We start from the raw sequence: 18162 nt of genomic DNA, 5'->3' as shown, positions 1-18162 counted from the left end.
CCCCCTTGAAAATGGGGAGGACTGGACTGAGATCGCTTTTTGTTTTCTGACTTATTCGAATGCCGAAGCTGGATTCAGTTCGGAGCAACAACCCCCTCTAGCTCCCCCTTGGAAAGGGGGAGGACTGGGCTGCATTCGCTTTTTGTTTCCTGACTTATCCAAATGCCAAAGCTGGATTTAGTTCGGAGTAATAACCCCCTCTAACTCCCCTTTGGAAAGGGGTAGGACTGGAATGAGTTCGATTCAACTAATGCAATCGCCACAGAAATTATATTAGCTGTCGATTGACGCTTCACAATCAGCGCACTCGAGCCTATTTCCCTCCCCTTTCGAAGGGGAGGGTTAGAGAGGGGTTCTGTTATAAACTCAAAATCACGCCAGCGATTGATGCACTCATCAGGTTAGCCATCACACCAGCAATAATTGCTCGGAAACCGTGTTTAGATACGAAAGCGCGCTTCTCAGGAACAAGTGAACCTAGGCCACCAATTAGCATTGCCATGCTTGAGATGTTAGCAAAGCCACACAGAGCAAAAGTCACAATCGCTTGTGAATGGGCACTCAGTTGAGACTTCACGTCAGCCAATTGAATGAAAGCGACAAACTCGTTCACTACGATTTTGTTACCGATTAATGAGCCTGCAGTGATGGCCTCATTCCAAGGAATACCAAGCAACCAAGCGACAGGAGCAAACACGTAACCAAGGACTAATTCAAAACTCAGTTGAACACCAAACCAATCACCAACCCAGCCTAGCACACCATTAAGTAGAGCAATCACACTGATGAATGCCAGCAAAGTGCCACCAACAGAGATAGCAATACTGACACCTGCCATGGCACCATCCGCCAAAGCTTCTACCACGTTAGTTGCACGCGGGATCTCTACTTGGCTGATATCGATATCTGGTGCTTTTACCTCATCTTCTGGCATCAGCATTTTCGCCATCAAAAGACCAGCAGGTGCAGACATAAATGCCGCAGCTATCAAGTAGTTTAAATCCACCCCTAAAGAAGCGTAACCAACCAAAGTACCACCAGCAACAGAAGCCAAACCACCCGTCATTACCGCGAAGAACTGAGAATCCGTCATGTGCTTTAGGTATGGCTTCACCATCAAAGGAGCTTCAATCGTGCCCACAAAAATGTTCGCGGTTGCAGAAAGCGATTCAGCACGGCCAATACCCAATAGCTTTTGGATACCACCACCAATGAAGTTGATGACTCTCGGCATTACCCCTAAATGATACAAACCAGAGATTAATGAAGAGAAGAAGACGATGATGCCAAGGACATTAATCGCAAACGTGAATCCGCCAGTAGCAAGATTACCAAAAAGAAATGCGATACCTTCTTGGCCATAGTTGATCAGTTTAGAGACGACGCCACTTACCGAACTTAACGCTTCTCTGCCTGCTGGTACATACAGCACTAGTAGTGCAAACAGCACTTGAAGAGCAAACGCTAAAGATACCGTTCTGAGCTTGATATTTTTTCTGTTTGTAGAAAGCAGCCATGCTACGAATAGAATGGCTACGATACCAATAATTGAGTTCATAAAGTGGTTCCGACAAAAGGGGGATAGGAAAGGCGTCGGATTCTATAGAGAGAAGAAAAAGCTGCAAGTTGGGTATGTTAACAGTGTGAAAAGTCAGCCTGATTACTATTTAACCACAAATATAACCAATTGAAATAATTAAACTTAAACGTTTGCCTCTTTATATTATTTCCATTTGGAAAAGATGTTTCTGAAACCAGAAAAATTTTGTGACTTAAATCACCTTCTGTAGCCGCTACTTTGGTAAAGAGATGTATGGTGCTAATTTCTGATCCCAGTGACAAGGCGTGCCAATCCTTTGCTTAATAAAATCGATCACTGCGGAGATCTTTTTCGGCATGTGTTGACGGCTTGGGTAGACCGCATAAAACGGCATTGATTGACTTGCTTTCCAGTCTGGTAACAGCTGAATCAACTTACCGGTTCGGAACTCATCACCAAGCAGATAAGTGGCTAAGTAGGCAATCCCCCACCCCGATATCGCAGCATCACGAACCGCTTCTGCTAAGTCAACCGAGTAGTTGCCTGATACTTTGACGTTAAGCTCTTGCTCGCCTTTAGTGAAAGCCCAACTGGTGTAGTCACGCTCCCAACTTCTATATATCAAACAATTGTGTTGAGAGAGCTCATTGGGTTCCGTGGGTGTGGTGTGCTTTAACAAGTATTCTGGTGAGGCAGCTACAATAAACTGGCAATCTGTTAATCGCTGTGCAATGTAGCCTTCTGGTAGGCGCTCATTATTGGTGATCCACAGGTCTAACCCCTCATCTAACATATCCACTTTGTAATCAAATAGGTGAACTTCTACTTGTAACTGTGGGTACTGTTCTCGCAATTCTTGAATCGCAGGAATAATATGTAAGGTGCCAAATGACTGCGATAGTCCCAATCGGACGAGGCCCGCCACTTCATCTCTTTGGCTTTCCATTTCGAGCGTGGCGCTTTTCACCGCTTGTAAAACTTGCTCACAATGGTGATAAAAAGTTCGTCCAGCCTCCGTCGGGGTGAAGCTACGTGTGGTGCGTTGCACAAGCTTAATGCCTAGAGATGCCTCTAGTTGACTGAGCTGCTTACTGACGTGAGACACGGACACACCTAGGCTCTTAGCCGCGGCGGTAAAGTTCTTATGTTTGATCAACGCAGAGAAGATCACCATTTGTGCAGCACGTTCAGATAACACGCAAACCTCGATAAAATTTGAGAAAACAAAGGGCTCCGAAGAGCCCCTTTCATATTCACTGATTAATTAGAATTAAGCACTTAGAAAGTGATGCGGTCAGCTAAATGACTTACCGCCAGTGCGAAGTAGTAAGAGCGGTTCCACTTCATCAATACGTTGTAGTTGTTGTACACCAAGTAAGTACGGCCGTTTTCATCGTCTGGCATGATTAGCCAAGCTTTGATGTCTTCATCCAGTTTAGGTAGCGGACTACCATCGTACTTAGTAATGCCCAACTTGCTCCACTCTTGCAGGTACTTGCCTTTTTCAGCACCACGACCTTCAAGGTTATGATCAATACCATGCGGCACTTTTACTTGACGACCCCACGTGTATTTATCGTCCCAACCAGACTCACCTAAGTAGTTAGCGGTTGAGGCAAACACATCTGCTTCTGATTGCCAGATGTCTTTCTTACCGTCGCCATTGCCATCTGCGGCAAAACGCAAAAATGAGCTAGGCATAAACTGACACTGTCCCATCGCACCAGCCCACGAGCCTTTAAAGTTTTCTAGCTCGATATGGCCTTGATCAAGAATTTGTAGCGCGGCCATGGTTTCTTTGCGGAAAAACTCTTCACGTCGACCTTCAAATGCCATGGTCGACAACGCATCGATAACACGGAAGTTGCCAGTGAACTTGCCGAAATTACTTTCCACGCCCCAAAGCGCGACAATAAAGCGCGGTTGAACACCAAACTCATCGCCAATGCGTTTTAACTCTGCGTAATGCTCTTTGTATAACTGCTTCGCTTGTTTGACCTTCCACTCAGGTACTGCACGAGGGATATACTCGTCCAACGTCAGTTTTTTTTCTGGCTGGTTTCGGTCCGCTTTCACCGCGCGTGGTTTGTATTCAACATCGGCAAACGCGGCACTGATGACTTGCTCGGAGATACCTTTATCACGAGCTTCTGCTCGCAGTTTATTAAGGTATTCGTCAAACCCTTCGCTACTAGCAAAAGCCGAAGTACAAACCCCTAAGCTAAGCATCGTTGCCAGTATTTTTTTCATATTGCCCTCCTTGAGCAAGGCAGATCACTCAATAGCAAACCGACTTATTGTTCGTCTTTCTGTTGAGCTTTTTGTTCTTTGTATTTTTCTAATAAATTTTCTGGTGGTGGTGGCAACTGAAGGAAAAAGCCTTCGTCTTGTAATGAAGCTTTCACTTTCTCGACATCCACTTGCGCTAAGCTACGACCTTCTAGTTTGATCGTCATAACCGGCATAGGCTTACCGAACATCTGCATAAGTGTGTCAGGCACCTGTGAAAAATCGTCTTTTTTCGGGATGTAGAGGTAAGCGCCTTCTTTCTTGGAACTTTTATAAATAGAACAAAGCATGACAAGCCTTTTGTGCTGATTTCCCCCATTTTGGGGCGGATTTAAATAAAAACGTAAAATTCTCGCAAACTTGATAGCAAAAATGAGATTAAATCACTTATTTGCCCTTAAGATAACTTGCTGCGTCAAGGGATGAAATATAACATGACATACCTAGTTTAAGGCAACGCTCTTTCAACAGAGGCAAGAAGTCCACGATGACCCATTCACCTGACCTTAAAGGTAGCAGTTTTACATTGTCTGTTTTACACCTTTCTGACAATGAGATCGTCAAAACTGTCGAATTTTTGCAAGAAAAGGTTTCTCAAGCTCCTTCTTTTTTTGCGTCCGCCCCATTGGTGATCAATATAGCAAAAGTCGAAGGCGATATTGATTTTAACGCATTGAAGCAAGGTATTGCTGATGCCGGCTTTATTCCGGTTGGCGTAACGGGTTGCAAAGACAAACGCATACAAAACCTTGCCTCTGAAGCGGGCTTCGCCATTATGTCTGCTAGTAAATCTCCTGCAAAAGCACCAGCGAAAATGGCACCAACTAAAATGGTGCGCACGCCTGTGCGCTCTGGCCAACAGGTATACGCCAAAGATGGCGATTTAGTCGTACTCGCGCATGTTAGCGAAGGGGCTGAAGTCATTGCCGATGGCTCTATTCATATTCACGGAACATTACGTGGCCGTGCAATCGCAGGAGCAAGCGGACAAAGTGAAGCTCGAATTATCTGCCACAATTTACAAGCTGAGCTAATCTCCATAGCGGGTGACTATTGGCTTAGTGATCAAATTGCGAGTGAGTTCTGGAAACAAAAAGTAATGATCAGTAAAGCAGAAGAATCATTACATCTTGAGACTCTCACGATTTAAGTTTTAAAAAGGAAATAAAATGGCACGCATTATTGTTGTAACGTCTGGTAAGGGTGGCGTGGGTAAAACCACTTCTAGCGCAGCCATCGCTTCTGGTCTTGCCCTCAAGGGTAAAAAGACAGCGGTGATCGATTTCGATATCGGCCTGCGTAATCTCGATTTAATCATGGGCTGCGAACGTCGCGTTGTTTATGATTTCGTTAACGTTATTAATGGTGAGGCAACGCTGAACCAAGCGTTGATCAAAGACAAACGTACCGATAACCTGTTTATTCTTCCTGCTTCTCAAACTCGAGATAAAGATGCACTGACTAGAGACGGTGTACAACGTGTGTTCAACGAGATGGGTGAGATGGGTTTCGATTTCATTATCTGTGACTCTCCAGCAGGTATCGAGCAAGGTGCCCTAATGGCGCTTTACTACGCAGATGAAGCGATCGTAACAACCAACCCTGAAGTCTCTTCAGTACGCGACTCAGACCGTATTCTTGGTATTCTTGATTCTAAATCACTTCGCGCTGAGCAAGGTTTAGAGCCAGTGAAGCAGCACCTTCTACTGACTCGCTACAACCCTGGCCGTGTAAACCAAGGTGAAATGCTGAGCGTTCAAGACGTAGAAGAGATCCTGCATATTTCCCTACTTGGTGTTATCCCTGAAAGCCAAGCTGTATTGAATGCATCAAACAAAGGTGTTCCTGTTATTTTTGATGAGAATACAGATGCTGGTATGGCGTACTCAGATACCGTTGACCGCCTACTGGGTGAGCAAGTTGAATTTCGTTTCCTTACTGAGGAGAAGAAAGGACTCTTTAAACGACTATTTGGAGGCTAATAATGTCACTATTGGAATTTTTCCGACCTCAGAAGAAAGCATCAGCAAGCCTAGCGAAAGAGCGTTTACAAATTATCGTGGCGGAACGTCGTAGCCAAGATGATCCTGCGCCTTCATACTTACCACAACTTAAGGAAGACATCCTTAAAGTGATCAGTAAGTACGTGGCTATTGACCCGAACATGGTTGACCTGACGTTTGAGCACAAAGACGATGATATTTCCGTTCTTGAGCTCAACGTGAAGTTGCCAGAAGACGAGAAGTAATTACTTTTCGTCTTTGCCTGAGTGCCCTCCTCTTCGTCATTCTGAACAGCGAGGAACGAGCGTGATTCAGAATCTGTTCCCAACGAGCTCGGATTGTTGAGGTATGGCTTTGGCTTCAAAGCAAGCGAGCTGTGAGTAGACTCCTAGCCTCACTTAGATTCTTGCGGTTCGCCTAGATTATCTGGAACGACTCGGTGGCTTAACGTCGTAAGATGAGAACTTCAGGCTAAATACAAATGCGTGTTACAAAAAAAGGTTGGCCTATTTGCCAACCTTTTTCATTTATCTTGTTTTGAGTAGTGCTTACTTGAGAATCTTATCCATCTTCTCACCGAGCAACTCTAGACGCCAACCTTGCATCACGTCCGGTAGTCTCGCTGGATCACGATCTTTCTTCCAAACCCAACTGATGATTTGGTTAATCTGCTTTTTCGACGCCAAAAACTCGGTCGCTAAGCCAGATTTTTGAGACGCTACTTTCACTACATCCTTCATGTTCTTGAAGATTTGCTTGTAGCCAGGGTAATCCATCAAACGTTCAATAGTAGCAGGGTACTCATCGGCTGGAGTGAGCTTCGCTTGCTTGACGATAGCCGCTATACGCGCACCATGACGATTGATTGCGCGAATATCAATACCTTCTGCTTCCATCTTCTTGAAACTCGTCAGGCCAAGGCGTGCCACTGTGAGCAAGTCCCCTTCTTTGAAGATAAAGTTCAGCGCAAGATCGCGCTTTAGTGCTTCGCGGTAGCGCCAAGTTGCAAGAGGCTTAAGAACGGCTAACTCACGAGGTTTTAGCTGCCAAGCGCCTTTAATATCAAGGTAGGCGTTGTCTGGGTTAGTATTACGAATACGTTTAGAAACCAGTAGGTCGCTTTCTTGCTGAACGGCTTCCCACCAGCCTGCTTCCGTAACCTTGTCGAACAACTTCTCATAGAGAGGCAGTAAGTAGTGAACATCCGCTGCGGCATAATCAAGCTGCTTTTGTGTTAATGGACGTGCCATCCAATCGGTGCGAGATTCACTCTTATCAAGTTCCACACCAAGGTATTCTTCGACTAGCGTTGCAAAACCAGTTGAAAGCCCGTGGCCAAGAAACGCCGCCATAAGTTGAGTGTCCACCATTGGGAATGGCGTGCAATCAAAGGCATTTTGGAAGACTTCTAGATCTTCACCACATGCGTGTAGAACTTTAAGTACTGAGGTGTCTTTAAGTAACTCAACAAATGAACTCATGTCGGTAAGTTCAGTTGGGTCAATTAGGGAAAGTTGCTTGCCATCGAAAAGCTGAATCAAGCCTAGCTGCGGATAGTAAGTCCTTACACGGACAAACTCAGTATCCAACATAACGACATCTGCTTCTCGAGCTAGAGCGCAAACTTGTTCTAGGTCTTTGTTTTTAGTAATAATCTGATAATTCACATGCTTCTCGCTATAAAAAAATGCCAGCAAAACGCTGGCATTCTAACATTAATTATCAATAAATGATTGTTGCACAAAGAAATCCGCTTATGCGCTCTTCTTCGCGAGCTCTGCGTCGTTTTCTTCACGCAATACGCGACGAAGGATCTTGCCTACGTTGGTCTTAGGTAGATCTTCACGAAACTCAACCAACTTAGGTACTTTGTAGCCAGTTAGGTGTTGGCGACAATGTGCAATGACTTCGTCTTTAGTTAAGCTTGGATCACGTTTAACCACGTAAATCTTCACTAACTCACCAGAAACTTCGTGAGGCTGACCGATTGCCGCGACTTCTAACACTTTACCGTGCAGTGCTACAACGTCTTCGATTTCGTTCGGGTAAACGTTAAAACCAGACACAAGAATCATGTCTTTCTTACGGTCGACGATGTGTAGGAAGCCTTCCTCATCAAACTTAACGATATCACCGGTCGATAACCAACCATCTTCGTTGATCACTTCTTTGGTCGCTTCCGGACGCTGCCAGTAGCCCTGCATAACTTGAGGACCACGAACTTGAAGCTCACCGGTTTCAGTGTTTGGTAGGCCGTTACCTTCTTCATCAACGATACGTACTTCCGTTGATGGCACAGGCAGACCGATAGAGCCGTTATATTCCACTAGGTCATGCGGGTAAGCCGCCACTAGCGGAGAACATTCTGTTAGGCCGTAACCTTCGAGTAGGTAACATCCTGTTGTTTTCTGCCAACTCTCTGCAACCGCGCGTTGTACTGCCATACCACCACCTACTGCTAGGCGAAGGTTACTGAAATCTAGCTCATGGAAATCTTCGTTGTTTACCAATGCATTAAACAGCGTGTTTACACCGGTAATCGCGGTGAACTGGTGCTTCTGCAGCTCTTTCACAAAACCTGGAATGTCACGTGGGTTAGTAATCAGTAGGTTGTTGCCACCCATTTCGATGAATAGTAGACAGTTCACCGTCAGTGCGAATACGTGATAAAGCGGCAACGCCGTCACAACCAGTTCACGCCCCGGAGACAGAACGGGGCCATACGCGCCTTTCGCCTGCATTACGTTCGCAATCATGTTGCGGTGCGTCAGGATTGCGCCTTTCGCTACGCCCGTTGTACCACCGGTGTACTGAAGGAACGCAATATCATCGCCAGACATAAATGGCTTCACGTACTGAAGACGACGACCTTTATGCAGCGCTTTACGCATTGAGATTGCACCCGGCAGATCGTACTTAGGTACCATGCCTTTCACGTACTTAACTACGAAATCAACAAGCGTACCTTTCGCACGTGGCAGCATTTGACCAAGGCTGGTCAGAACTACGTGCTTAACAGGCGTGTTTTCAACGATCTGCTCAAGTGTGTTCGCGAAGTTAGAAACGATAACGATCGCCGTTGCTCCAGCATCGTTTAGCTGATGCTCTAGCTCACGGGGAGTGTAAAGTGGGTTCACGTTCACCGCGATACAACCAGCACGCAAAATACCAAATAGCGCGACAGGGTATTGCAGCAGGTTTGGCATCATAAGAGCAACGCGGTCACCCTTTTTCAGCTTTAGTTCGTTTTGTAGGTATGCGGCAAATGCGCGGCTACGCTCTTCCAACTTGCGGAAGGTCATGACCGAGCCCATGTTCATGAATGCCGGTTGGTCTGCGTATTTTTGTACAGACTGCTCGAACATTTCTACCAAAGACTCATATTGCTCTGGATTGATGGTTTCAGGTACGTCACTTGGATAACGTGAAAGCCATGGTTTATCCACGATGTTACTCCTCGTTTATAACTGGCTAAAAAATAGCGTCCTTTTTATTTTGAGCACTATTACAGCACAGCAAACGTGCTTGAGCACGTAACTCTCAAACACTTGTTTAAATTTTGTTAACTACACCAAGAATTCGCTTTGCGACCTCGAGCTTTTGCTCTAAATGACAATGATGCCCACCTGCGACAGAAACCACATTCGGTGGATTTTCTCCCCAATCGACTTGGTTAGACTGTAAATGCTGAAATCCTTTGTCACCTAAAATGATCAGGTGCGGACAGCAGATTTGGCTGGTGATCGCATTCGCGTGATCCTGCGCCATACGATAAAGAGACTCGCATTTTAATTTGGCATCATGTCGCCAAAACCATTGGTTATCACGACATTCAGTTCCGCGCTCTACGATAGGCATCAACTGCTCGGCGGTCAGGTGATTCGCTTGCATGCGTAGCTTTAACGCCAGATCGAAAGAAGCGATGGCTCGCTCCGGTTTGTTACGTTGACGTTGTCGACTGAGGACACCGTTACGCAGACGTTTAACGCTATTTGAAGGGTTTTCAGCGAGTGGGCCTGCCCCTTCAATTTGCACTAATGCTTCGACTTGCTCTGGAAAAGCAGCACTATAGCAACTTGCGATTAATGCGCCTAGTGAATGCCCTACTAACACCAGTCTGTTTGGCGATAATTCATCCAATAGTTGGTGTAAATCAGCAATGTAGTCATGAAAAGGATAGTAATTATCGGAGGATTTATGACTGGAGAGACCATGACCAAATAGGTCAATTGCTAACAAGTGAAGCTCAGGCGCTTTCTGGTTAATAGCATTCATCAGAGCCTTAAAACTGCCCGCATTATCCATCCACCCATGAAGAAAAACGACTGAACAAGCAGTCGTTTTTTCGTTTCCGATCTCTAGGGCAGCCATACTCCCAGATGGGAGTTCAAAACGGCGCTCATTAATCACAGATTACTTAACCTTCTTGATCACCTTGCCGTCTTGTGGGAAGTCATTTCTCATCATGCGGCAGTTAATGGAGTAACAAGGGTAGAAGTAAGTTGGCGTATCGTACATGCGTACACGCTCTTCAATCTTCCATAAGCGGTAGCCATCGCCTTTCACTACAGGGAAAATGTAAGGGTGCTCACCGATTTTGCCTTGCTCTTCCCCTGCACTTTTACCAACAACAGTAATCAGCCTGCCTTTGCTAAACGATACTGGTTCTAAATATCCATCCATATATACAACAAAGCGGCCAATAGGTTCTTTATCAATATTTGGTTTACCAGTTTTACTAATTGGGAGGTTCACAACTTCCAAACGGGTTTTATCTTTCAAGTTGTCGACTTGAGCAATAACGCCGCCGAGTCTTACGTCTTCCTTAACTTGACCTTGGGATTCTGCGAAGGTTTTGTAATCTGTCATGACTTGTTCTGTTGACGCAGTAAGCTCTTCTGGTAGGGAGCTACACGCGGACAAGCCAATCGTAACAAGAAGGGTAAATAAAATTCGTTTGGATAGGTTCATGTTTCCCCTTTAAAGGTTGTGTTGCAGTTTAGATGTAAATATCGACACCAAGCAATTGAGCGAGTTCCTCTTTTTTCGCTTGGTTCATTACACCCATATATTCTTCCATGGCTTTGCGAGCACGTCCTTCAGGCAAATCATATTGAATTTGAGCCCGATGTATTTGTGATTCATCAACCTGTTTGATGGAGTGCGCGACCGCATTCGCCACCTTTGATGGTTGGCCAACGGGTTGCTTTTGCTGACTTTTCTTTACCTGACTTTTTTTGTTGGTTTTCGTCGTTCGATTTGCACCGGGAACCAACGCAGGAGGTAAACCATTTATCGATGCCATAACGCTCCATCTTTATTTAGGGCGAAGTAAACTTCGCCCTAACTCAATAAGGATTATTCGCGACCTGGTAGCTTCTTCCAAGTCACATTGTCGCGCAGATAAACTGGGCTCGACTCTTCTACTGGGACGGTATTGCCTTTCTCCAGCTCCTGTTTTGCCAAAATAACAATGTCTTGCGAATCAGGGTAAAGTACCTCACCAGCAGTTAGATTCAATCGAAGTTGACCTAACTCATCTTGGTATGCATCCCAACCTGTACCTGCGGTTGTCCATGTATTATCGTCAGCTTGTACTTCTTCGGCTAAACGCGCAGGTGGAATCACGCATTCTGCATCCACTCCTGCCCATTCGCCATTCTCTTGACGAGTATAACGAGCCCAATAAACTTCACTCATGCGTGCATCAATTGCAACCGCAACATCAGTCGCACCGTGTCTGCGGTAGCTGCCTTGCGCCATGGCTGCAAGTGTTGAAACGCCAATCATTGGTAGGTCTGCACCAAATGCTAAGCCTTGTGCAATACCAATACCAATACGAACACCAGTAAAGCTGCCCGGACCACGACCAAACGCAAGCGCATCCAACTCTTGAAGGGTCAAACCGGCTTCTTTCAAAAGTTCATCTACCATTGGTAGCACTTTCTTGGTGTGATCGCGAGGTGCAACTTCACTACGTGAAATCACTTTATCACCCACTAATAATGCAACAGAACAATTTTCTGTTGCAGTATCGATAGCAAGAATTTTTGCGCTCATTTGACTCTCTATAACTCTTTCTAAATGTAATTAAGGCCACTCTATGACTGGCTATCTTGTTCGGCTTTTAGGAATGTTTTGATTCGTTCCAGATCTCGTGTTCTTGGGATCGGAGGTAAACTTGCTAAAAAGATCCCACCATAATCTCGTGTGACCAAACGGTTGTCACAAATGATTAATGCACCGTGATCTTTCTGATCTCGAATCAAACGCCCGACCCCTTGTTTTAACGTGATAACGGCGTCCGGAATTTGCACTTCTGCAAATGGCTCACCACCACGTAACCGACAATCTTCAATACGTGCCTTAAGCAATGGATCATCAGGGGCTGTAAACGGTAATTTATCGATGATAACACAGCTCAGTGCATCACCTCTAACATCTATCCCTTCCCAAAATGCACCAGTGGCCACCAGCAGTGCATTACCCAGCTCCATAAACTCGGCTAGGGTCTTCTGTTTACTCATTTCGCCTTGCATGAGTACTGGCAAATCCAGCACTTCACGAAAGCGTTCTCCTAGCTCACGCATCATGCTGTGCGAAGTACATAAGAAGAAACAACGTCCGTCATTCTCTTCAATGACAGGCGCGAGCATTCGCACCAGTTTGTCGGCTAAGCCTGGGCTGTTTGGCTCAGGTAAATAACGAGGTACACATAAACGCGCTTGCTGCTCGTAATCAAACGGAGAAGGCAGGGAAAACTGTTGTTTTGGCTTCAGACCCAAGCGTTCAGTAAAGTGCTTGAAGTCACCAGAGACAGCAAGGGTTGCTGATGTAAAAATCCACGCACCTTGTTTGATTTCGATTTGCTCATGGAATTTATCCGCCACCGAAAGCGGTGTAATGTGCAGGGCGAAATGGCGCGGAGAAGTATCGTACCAGTAGGAATAACCGGTGATGTCTACGTCACACACTCTGTCGATCCGACCTTTGATAAGGTTGGCACGCTCAAACGCGGTATCCAGCAACTGGCTTCTACCCAACGCCAGTTTTAGTACATCGATGGCAAGATCTAGGCTATCAATTAAACGTACCAGTTCACGCTTGATCGATTCCGACTGCAGAGCCTCACGCCAGTTGCCACGAAAACCGGGTTCACCTAATACAATGCGCATGTCCATGGCACTTTGCGTCAGTTTATCCCCCACTTTTTGCAGTTGACGCATGTCTTTCGCTTCTGTGCGGTAGGCAATTTCAATGTCTTTGGCAAGCTCTTGGATCTGACGGCTGGAGATGGACTGTCCGAAGTATTCGCTGGCGATATCTGGAAGCTGGTGAGCTTCGTCGAAGATGAATACATCTGCCTCAGGGATCAGTTCGCCAAAACCCGTTTCTTTTATCGCAAGATCGGCGAGGAACAGATGGTGGTTTACGACAACGATGTCCGAATCCATCGCACGTTTACGTGCTTTTAAGACGAAACAATCAGTATAGCTCGGACACTCTTTGCCTAAGCAGTTGTCGTTGGTTGAGGTAATGGTTGGGATGATCATGCTGTCTTCAGGCAGATCTTCACAATCTCCTAAATCGCCCGTTTTCGTTTCCGAAGACCAAGAGCGTACCTTAACCAATTGAGTCAGCAGTGTTGGATCTGCTTCGTTGGTGTGGCTTTCGACCATCTGTCGGCTTAAGCGATCTAAACAAAGGTAGTTAGAGCGACCTTTTAACAATGCTACTTGACCATAGAATCCCAGCGCATTCACCATCAACGGCAGGTCACGATGATATAGCTGCTCTTGTAAGTTCTTAGACCCGGTACTGATGATGACTTTTTTGCCACTCAATAACGCAGGCACTAGGTAAGCAAAGGTTTTACCTGTTCCCGTCCCTGCTTCAACCACCAGCTGAGTTTGGTCTTTGATCGCACTGCTGACGGCTTCTGCCATATCGATTTGGGGCTGACGAGCTTGAAAACCAGGTATAGCTTTACCTAGCGCACCATCAGAGGAAAAGGTTTTTGCGATCATCCACTTTTTGCCTGAGCGAGAAAAATTGCCGAGAGTATACCAAAGAACGGGAAAGGATCACGAGGTGACAAAAGTGCAGAAAGTGAGCCGGGGCGAGCCAATAATAAGACCCGCCCCGGAAGGTGTTTGTGAAGTTATTTACGATTTAAGTAGCGATTTAGCCAAGCTGGTCCTTGGAATGCATCGTCCGATACCATGGCTTTCGCCGCTTCGGTAGGAGTGGTTTTATTTTCCCACATTTGACTGAGCACCTGCTCATCAATGCCTTGTTCTCCCACTAGTGCACTTACTCGCTCTTGGTACAGTTTGCGTGCTAGTAGTTCTTTATCCATACGCACCACCTTAGCCTTTTAATTTTGTCTTACGTCAACAAACTTGTGACTGTTTAAATTCACCTAGATAATTTGTTGAAACCATTTTGATAATAGATTATTTATGGTGGTCAAATTGCGGCATAGTTCACCCTATTAGGGCTAAACAATTTTTCGTACGCTAAAAAAAATAAAACATGGAAGTATTCTATTTATGGAAAAGAAAACACTACTTACTCATTGTTCAGACGCCCCAGGCCTGATCTCAAAAATCACCAATATTTGTTATAAGCACCAACTGAATATCGTCCACAATAATGAGTTTGTAGATAATGCCAGTGGTCACTTTTTTATGCGTACCGAGCTAGAAGGCTACTTCAATGATCAGACTTTTCTAGCAGATTTAGACCAAGCACTGCCTCAAGGTGCGAAGCGAAAGCTCATCAGTTCCCGCCGTAAGCGCATCGTTATTTTAGTAACTAAAGAAGCGCATTGTTTAGGCGATATTTTAATGAAGAACTACGACGGAAGTTTGGATGTAGAAATCGCCGCCGTCGTAGGTAACTACGACAAGCTACAAGGCCTTACTGAACGCTTCGATATCCCCTATCACCATGTTACTCACGAAGATCTGAGCCGCGAAGAGCATGAGCAAAAGATGCTCGAAGTCATCGCTCAATACGATGCGGACTTTTTAGTTCTGGCGAAGTACATGCGTGTGCTAACCCCAGCTTTTGTAGAGCAGTACCATCACAAGATTATTAATATTCACCACAGTTTCTTGCCCGCTTTCATCGGTGCGAAACCGTACCAACAAGCGTTTGATCGTGGCGTGAAAATCATTGGTGCTACGGCGCACTTCGTGACAAATGACTTGGATGAAGGTCCAATCATCAAGCAGGACGTAATTCCTGTCGATCACACCTTCAGCGCACAAGATATGGCGCAAGCGGGTCGTGATGTAGAAAAGAACGTGTTGAGTAAAGCACTAAACAAAGTGCTCAATGACCACGTATTTGTTTATGGTAATAAGACGGTTATTCTTTAAGTTAGCGACTGACTGCTAACTATTAAAAACGCGTAATTAGAGAAGGTATTGCCTTTTCGTTACGCGTTTTTTGTATCAGTCGTCGGATGTTTTATGGCAGTGCATGTAAGAGATTCTCGACTGCGCTCCTTCGTCGCTTTCGGGAATGACGTAATTGTGATTGGAGCTCAAATCCATTGGACTACATGACTTAACCAAGCGCAAACAACTCAAACGCGTCATTCCGACGAGCTTAAGCGAGATCAGGAATCTCATATCCGCGCACTGTCAGCTCCAGTTTGCCCACAAAGCTAACAGCACACGTAAAACAAATTAAGCCTGCTCAGACTCCACAATACGCTTGAGTGAATGCGGGTGCAGCTTGATACAAATGCCTTGATACTTAAACGCCACGGTTGGGTTATTCAAGCGTTCGCCTTCCCCTTTCGGGCTCGACAATTTGATCTTTACACCCAGCTGTTCCAACTCATCAAAGCGTGCACCAAATGCTGGATAAGTGTGTTTCAAATCAGCAAGAAAATCGTCTGCGGTTTCGGCATGAGACGGAATCACAAACTCCACATGTTCCCAGCTTTCAGTTGGGTAGATTTTGCCTTCCGCAGGGTATGGCAACTCCAAACACTCAATCTTCCAGCCACGGCTTTCCAACATTTTGTCGAATTCAATAACAATAATCGGGCGACCGTTGATTTTCGCTCGTGAAATCACCTTACCGTATTGATTCCATGCTTCATGCGCGGCTTTCGCTGTTTCAGTATCATTAATACGCAGCGCAATATGGTCAGCTTGAGCAAAGCTCAGATCCAGTTTTAACAGGGATGCAAGCTCTTCAATCTTCGCCATAAATGCATCCAGATCTTGGATCATCAATTCAGGCGCTAGGCGTTTTTCAACTAGTTGAGTCGTCATTGTGGCTCTCTTTTGGGGCGATTTATCTCATTACTCTGAGCGCAATAGTAAACGCAAACCAAGCCACATTTCCATTCAATCGAAAAAGTATAAATTTCCCCAATTCCTCTCTGTATGAAAAGCAATAAAGTTGTTATCATTAGCCCCATTTTTGTGAACTCCAACAGAACTCGGCACTTACTTCGCCGAGTTCTTCGTCCTTGAATTGAAGGAAACGCGTGTGAATATCCAAGCACTTATTAATGACAAAGTATCTCAGGCTCTAGAAGCCGCTGGCGCACCTGCAGGCAGTCCTGCTGCAGTTCGCCAATCAGCAAAGCCACAATTTGGTGACTACCAAGCAAACGGCGTAATGGGCGTTGCTAAAAAACTGGGTACTAACCCACGAGAATTTGCACAGAAAGTACTGGATGTTCTAGACCTCGACGGTATTGCGAGCAAGACAGAAATCGCAGGTCCTGGTTTCATCAACATTTTCCTAAGCGAAGAGTTTCTAGCGAAGCAAGCAGAAGCAGCACTGGCTGACTCACGCCTTGGCGTTGCTGCAGACGAAGCTCAAACTATCGTTGCTGACTACTCTGCACCAAACGTTGCGAAAGAAATGCACGTTGGTCACCTACGTTCAACCATCATCGGTGATGCGGTAGTACGTACTCTTGAGTTCCTAGGTCACAAAGTGATCCGTGCGAACCACATCGGTGACTGGGGTACTCAGTTCGGTATGCTTATCGCAAACCTTGAGCGTGTACAACAAGAGTCTGGCGAAGTTTCTATGGAACTGGCTGACCTTGAAGGCTTCTACCGTGAGTCTAAGAAACTGTACGACGAAGACGAAGAATTCGCAGTGAAAGCACGTAACTACGTTGTGAAACTGCAAAGTGGCGACGAGTTCTGCGCAGAAATGTGGAAGAAGCTTGTTGACGTCACCATGATTCAAAACCAACGCAACTACGATCGTCTCAACGTATCTCTTACTCGTGATGACGTAATGGGCGAAAGCATGTACAACGACATGCTACCTAAGATCGTAGCAGACCTAAAAGCACAAGGCCTTGCGGTTGAAGATGATGGCGCACAAGTTGTGTTCCTTGAAGAATTCAAGAACAAAGACGGCGAAGCGATGGGCGTTATCGTTCAGAAGCGTGACGGCGGCTTCCTATACACAACAACAGATATCGCATGTGCGAAATACCGTTACGAAGAGCTAGGCGCAGATCGTGTGCTTTACTTCATCGACTCTCGTCAGCACCAGCACCTAATGCAAGCTTGGACTATTGTTCGTAAAGCGGGTTACATCCCAGAATCTGTTTCTCTTGAACACCACGCATTCGGCATGATGCTAGGTAAAGATGGTAAACCATTCAAGACTCGTGCTGGCGGTACTGTTCGTCTTGCAGATCTTCTTGATGAAGCAGAAGTTCGTGCAGCACAGCTGATCGAATCTAAGAACCCAGAACTAGCTGAAGACGAGAAGAAAGCGATCGCTAACACAGTTGCAATGGCAGCGGTTAAGTACGCAGACCTTTCTAAGCACCGTACCACAGACTACGTGTTCGATTGGGACAACATGCTAGCGTTCGAAGGTAACACTGCACCTTACATGCAATACGCTTACACTCGTGTAGCATCTGTATTCGCTAAAGCTGGCGTTTCTATGGATGATCTACAAGGTGAAATTAAGATCACTGACGAGAAAGAAAAAGCGCTTATCGCAAAACTTATGCAATTCGAAGAAGCGGTTCAATCTGTTGCTCGCGAAGGTCAACCGCACATCATGTGTAGCTACCTATTCGAACTAGCAGGTCAGTTCTCTAGCTTCTACGAAGCGTGCCCTATCCTAGTTGCTGAAGACGAAGCTGTGAAACAAAGCCGTCTGAAACTAGCAGCGCTAACGGCGAAGACCATCAAGCAAGGTCTATCTCTACTAGGTATCGATACTCTAGAGCGTATGTAAACGATCCGAGTCTCGAGACAAGTTAGAAAGGTTGGCGTGAAAGCGTCAGCCTTTTTTATTGCTCCGCATATATCATCTGTG

The 18162-nt window shown here is 45.7% G+C and carries 18 protein-coding genes; 5 read left to right on the top strand and 13 right to left on the bottom strand.

Annotation, left to right across the window (positions count from 1 at the left end; translation table 11 throughout):
- Positions 1-358: 358 nt before the first annotated feature.
- The 4 genes from KIV41_RS16665 to KIV41_RS16650 all read right to left on the bottom strand — a co-directional run bounded on the left by KIV41_RS16665 (position 359) and on the right by KIV41_RS16650 (position 4119).
- Positions 359-1558 carry a NupC/NupG family nucleoside CNT transporter gene (locus KIV41_RS16665; protein ID WP_071235582.1) on the bottom strand — a complete coding sequence of 400 codons (1200 nt, stop codon included), beginning with the start codon at positions 1556-1558 and terminating at the stop codon, positions 359-361.
- Positions 1559-1793: 235 nt separating this feature from the next.
- Entirely contained in the window at positions 1794-2738 is a 945-nt protein-coding gene (locus KIV41_RS16660; RefSeq protein ID WP_010446893.1) for a LysR family transcriptional regulator, read from the bottom strand.
- Between the two features lie 80 nt (positions 2739-2818).
- Positions 2819-3790, bottom strand: coding sequence for a lytic transglycosylase domain-containing protein (locus KIV41_RS16655; RefSeq protein WP_010446891.1), 972 nt, complete (start codon positions 3788-3790; stop codon positions 2819-2821).
- Between the two features lie 44 nt (positions 3791-3834).
- Positions 3835-4119: a YcgL domain-containing protein gene (locus tag KIV41_RS16650; RefSeq protein WP_045392920.1), complete on the bottom strand. Its 285-nt coding sequence runs from the start codon at positions 4117-4119 to the stop codon at positions 3835-3837.
- Between the two features lie 197 nt (positions 4120-4316).
- Here KIV41_RS16650 and minC point away from each other — a divergent pair, with 197 nt between their 5' ends.
- Genes minC through minE form a run of 3 tightly spaced genes read left to right on the top strand, consistent with a single transcriptional unit; the run spans position 4317 to position 6077 of the window.
- Positions 4317-4979: a septum site-determining protein MinC gene (minC, locus tag KIV41_RS16645; protein WP_285337035.1), complete on the top strand. Its 663-nt coding sequence runs from the start codon at positions 4317-4319 to the stop codon at positions 4977-4979.
- A gap of 19 nt (positions 4980-4998) precedes the next feature.
- Positions 4999-5811 carry a septum site-determining protein MinD gene (gene minD, locus KIV41_RS16640; protein WP_010446885.1) on the top strand — a complete coding sequence of 271 codons (813 nt, stop codon included), beginning with the start codon at positions 4999-5001 and terminating at the stop codon, positions 5809-5811.
- Positions 5812-5813: 2 nt separating this feature from the next.
- On the top strand, positions 5814-6077 hold the full coding sequence (gene minE / locus KIV41_RS16635; protein WP_010446883.1) for a cell division topological specificity factor MinE: 264 nt from the start codon (positions 5814-5816) through the stop codon (positions 6075-6077).
- Between the two features lie 303 nt (positions 6078-6380).
- On the opposite strand, the gene rnd is transcribed toward minE, so the two are convergent.
- The 8 genes from rnd to KIV41_RS16595 form a co-directional block, all read right to left on the bottom strand.
- Complete coding sequence (gene rnd, locus KIV41_RS16630) at positions 6381-7499, bottom strand: ribonuclease D (RefSeq protein ID WP_029560939.1); 1119 nt, start codon at positions 7497-7499, stop codon at positions 6381-6383.
- 87 nt (positions 7500-7586) lie between these two features.
- The gene (gene fadD, locus KIV41_RS16625; RefSeq protein ID WP_038884822.1) at positions 7587-9278 is read right to left on the bottom strand and encodes a long-chain-fatty-acid--CoA ligase FadD; all 1692 of its coding nucleotides are present in this window, start codon (positions 9276-9278) and stop codon (positions 7587-7589) included.
- Between the two features lie 106 nt (positions 9279-9384).
- Positions 9385-10239: an alpha/beta fold hydrolase gene (locus tag KIV41_RS16620; RefSeq protein ID WP_029560938.1), complete on the bottom strand. Its 855-nt coding sequence runs from the start codon at positions 10237-10239 to the stop codon at positions 9385-9387.
- Positions 10240-10245: 6 nt separating this feature from the next.
- Complete coding sequence (locus KIV41_RS16615) at positions 10246-10803, bottom strand: Slp family lipoprotein (protein WP_010446875.1); 558 nt, start codon at positions 10801-10803, stop codon at positions 10246-10248.
- 28 nt (positions 10804-10831) lie between these two features.
- Positions 10832-11137, bottom strand: a complete 306-nt coding sequence (locus KIV41_RS16610; RefSeq protein WP_010446873.1) for a hypothetical protein — start codon at positions 11135-11137, stop codon at positions 10832-10834.
- A gap of 53 nt (positions 11138-11190) precedes the next feature.
- A complete protein-coding gene (tsaB, locus tag KIV41_RS16605; protein ID WP_010446871.1) occupies positions 11191-11892 on the bottom strand; it encodes a tRNA (adenosine(37)-N6)-threonylcarbamoyltransferase complex dimerization subunit type 1 TsaB in 702 nt (233 codons plus the stop codon).
- A gap of 41 nt (positions 11893-11933) precedes the next feature.
- Positions 11934-13859 carry an ATP-dependent DNA helicase gene (locus tag KIV41_RS16600; protein WP_285337034.1) on the bottom strand — a complete coding sequence of 642 codons (1926 nt, stop codon included), beginning with the start codon at positions 13857-13859 and terminating at the stop codon, positions 11934-11936.
- Positions 13860-13993: 134 nt separating this feature from the next.
- Positions 13994-14191, bottom strand: a complete 198-nt coding sequence (locus tag KIV41_RS16595) for a hypothetical protein (RefSeq protein WP_285337033.1) — start codon at positions 14189-14191, stop codon at positions 13994-13996.
- 193 nt (positions 14192-14384) lie between these two features.
- Here KIV41_RS16595 and purU point away from each other — a divergent pair, with 193 nt between their 5' ends.
- Positions 14385-15218 (top strand): formyltetrahydrofolate deformylase, encoded by an 834-nt coding sequence (purU, locus tag KIV41_RS16590; protein WP_038884829.1) that lies wholly within the window; start codon positions 14385-14387, stop codon positions 15216-15218.
- Between the two features lie 312 nt (positions 15219-15530).
- Here the strand turns inward: purU and KIV41_RS16585 are convergent, their stop codons facing one another.
- A complete protein-coding gene (locus KIV41_RS16585) occupies positions 15531-16127 on the bottom strand; it encodes a VOC family protein (RefSeq protein ID WP_285337032.1) in 597 nt (198 codons plus the stop codon).
- 220 nt (positions 16128-16347) lie between these two features.
- Between KIV41_RS16585 and argS the strand changes: the two genes are divergently transcribed.
- Complete coding sequence (gene argS / locus KIV41_RS16580) at positions 16348-18081, top strand: arginine--tRNA ligase (RefSeq protein ID WP_045392935.1); 1734 nt, start codon at positions 16348-16350, stop codon at positions 18079-18081.
- The last annotated feature ends 81 nt before the right edge of the window (positions 18082-18162 follow it).

The sequence above is a fragment of the Vibrio sp. D401a genome, assembly GCF_030248515.1.
GTDB classification, from domain to species: Bacteria; Pseudomonadota; Gammaproteobacteria; order Enterobacterales; family Vibrionaceae; genus Vibrio; species Vibrio rotiferianus.
The sequence above is the reverse complement of the archived record's forward strand: the minus strand, read 5'-3'. Positions and strand labels throughout refer to the sequence as shown.

Excerpts from the sequence above, each read along its gene's own strand:
- minC (WP_285337035.1), top strand. The coding sequence starts at position 4,317 with ATGACCCATTCACCTGACCTTAAAGGTAGCAGTTTTACATTGTCTGTT.
- purU (WP_038884829.1), top strand. The coding sequence starts at position 14,385 with ATGGAAAAGAAAACACTACTTACTCATTGTTCAGACGCCCCAGGCCTG.
- KIV41_RS16595 (WP_285337033.1), bottom strand. The coding sequence starts at position 14,191 with ATGGATAAAGAACTACTAGCACGCAAACTGTACCAAGAGCGAGTAAGT.
- KIV41_RS16650 (WP_045392920.1), bottom strand. The coding sequence starts at position 4,119 with ATGCTTTGTTCTATTTATAAAAGTTCCAAGAAAGAAGGCGCTTACCTC.
- KIV41_RS16665 (WP_071235582.1), bottom strand. The coding sequence starts at position 1,558 with ATGAACTCAATTATTGGTATCGTAGCCATTCTATTCGTAGCATGGCTG.
- KIV41_RS16600 (WP_285337034.1), bottom strand. The coding sequence starts at position 13,859 with ATGATCGCAAAAACCTTTTCCTCTGATGGTGCGCTAGGTAAAGCTATA.
- KIV41_RS16610 (WP_010446873.1), bottom strand. The coding sequence starts at position 11,137 with ATGGCATCGATAAATGGTTTACCTCCTGCGTTGGTTCCCGGTGCAAAT.
- tsaB (WP_010446871.1), bottom strand. The coding sequence starts at position 11,892 with ATGAGCGCAAAAATTCTTGCTATCGATACTGCAACAGAAAATTGTTCT.
- minD (WP_010446885.1), top strand. The coding sequence starts at position 4,999 with ATGGCACGCATTATTGTTGTAACGTCTGGTAAGGGTGGCGTGGGTAAA.
- KIV41_RS16585 (WP_285337032.1), bottom strand. The coding sequence starts at position 16,127 with ATGACGACTCAACTAGTTGAAAAACGCCTAGCGCCTGAATTGATGATC.
- KIV41_RS16655 (WP_010446891.1), bottom strand. The coding sequence starts at position 3,790 with ATGAAAAAAATACTGGCAACGATGCTTAGCTTAGGGGTTTGTACTTCG.
- minE (WP_010446883.1), top strand. The coding sequence starts at position 5,814 with ATGTCACTATTGGAATTTTTCCGACCTCAGAAGAAAGCATCAGCAAGC.
- KIV41_RS16615 (WP_010446875.1), bottom strand. The coding sequence starts at position 10,803 with ATGAACCTATCCAAACGAATTTTATTTACCCTTCTTGTTACGATTGGC.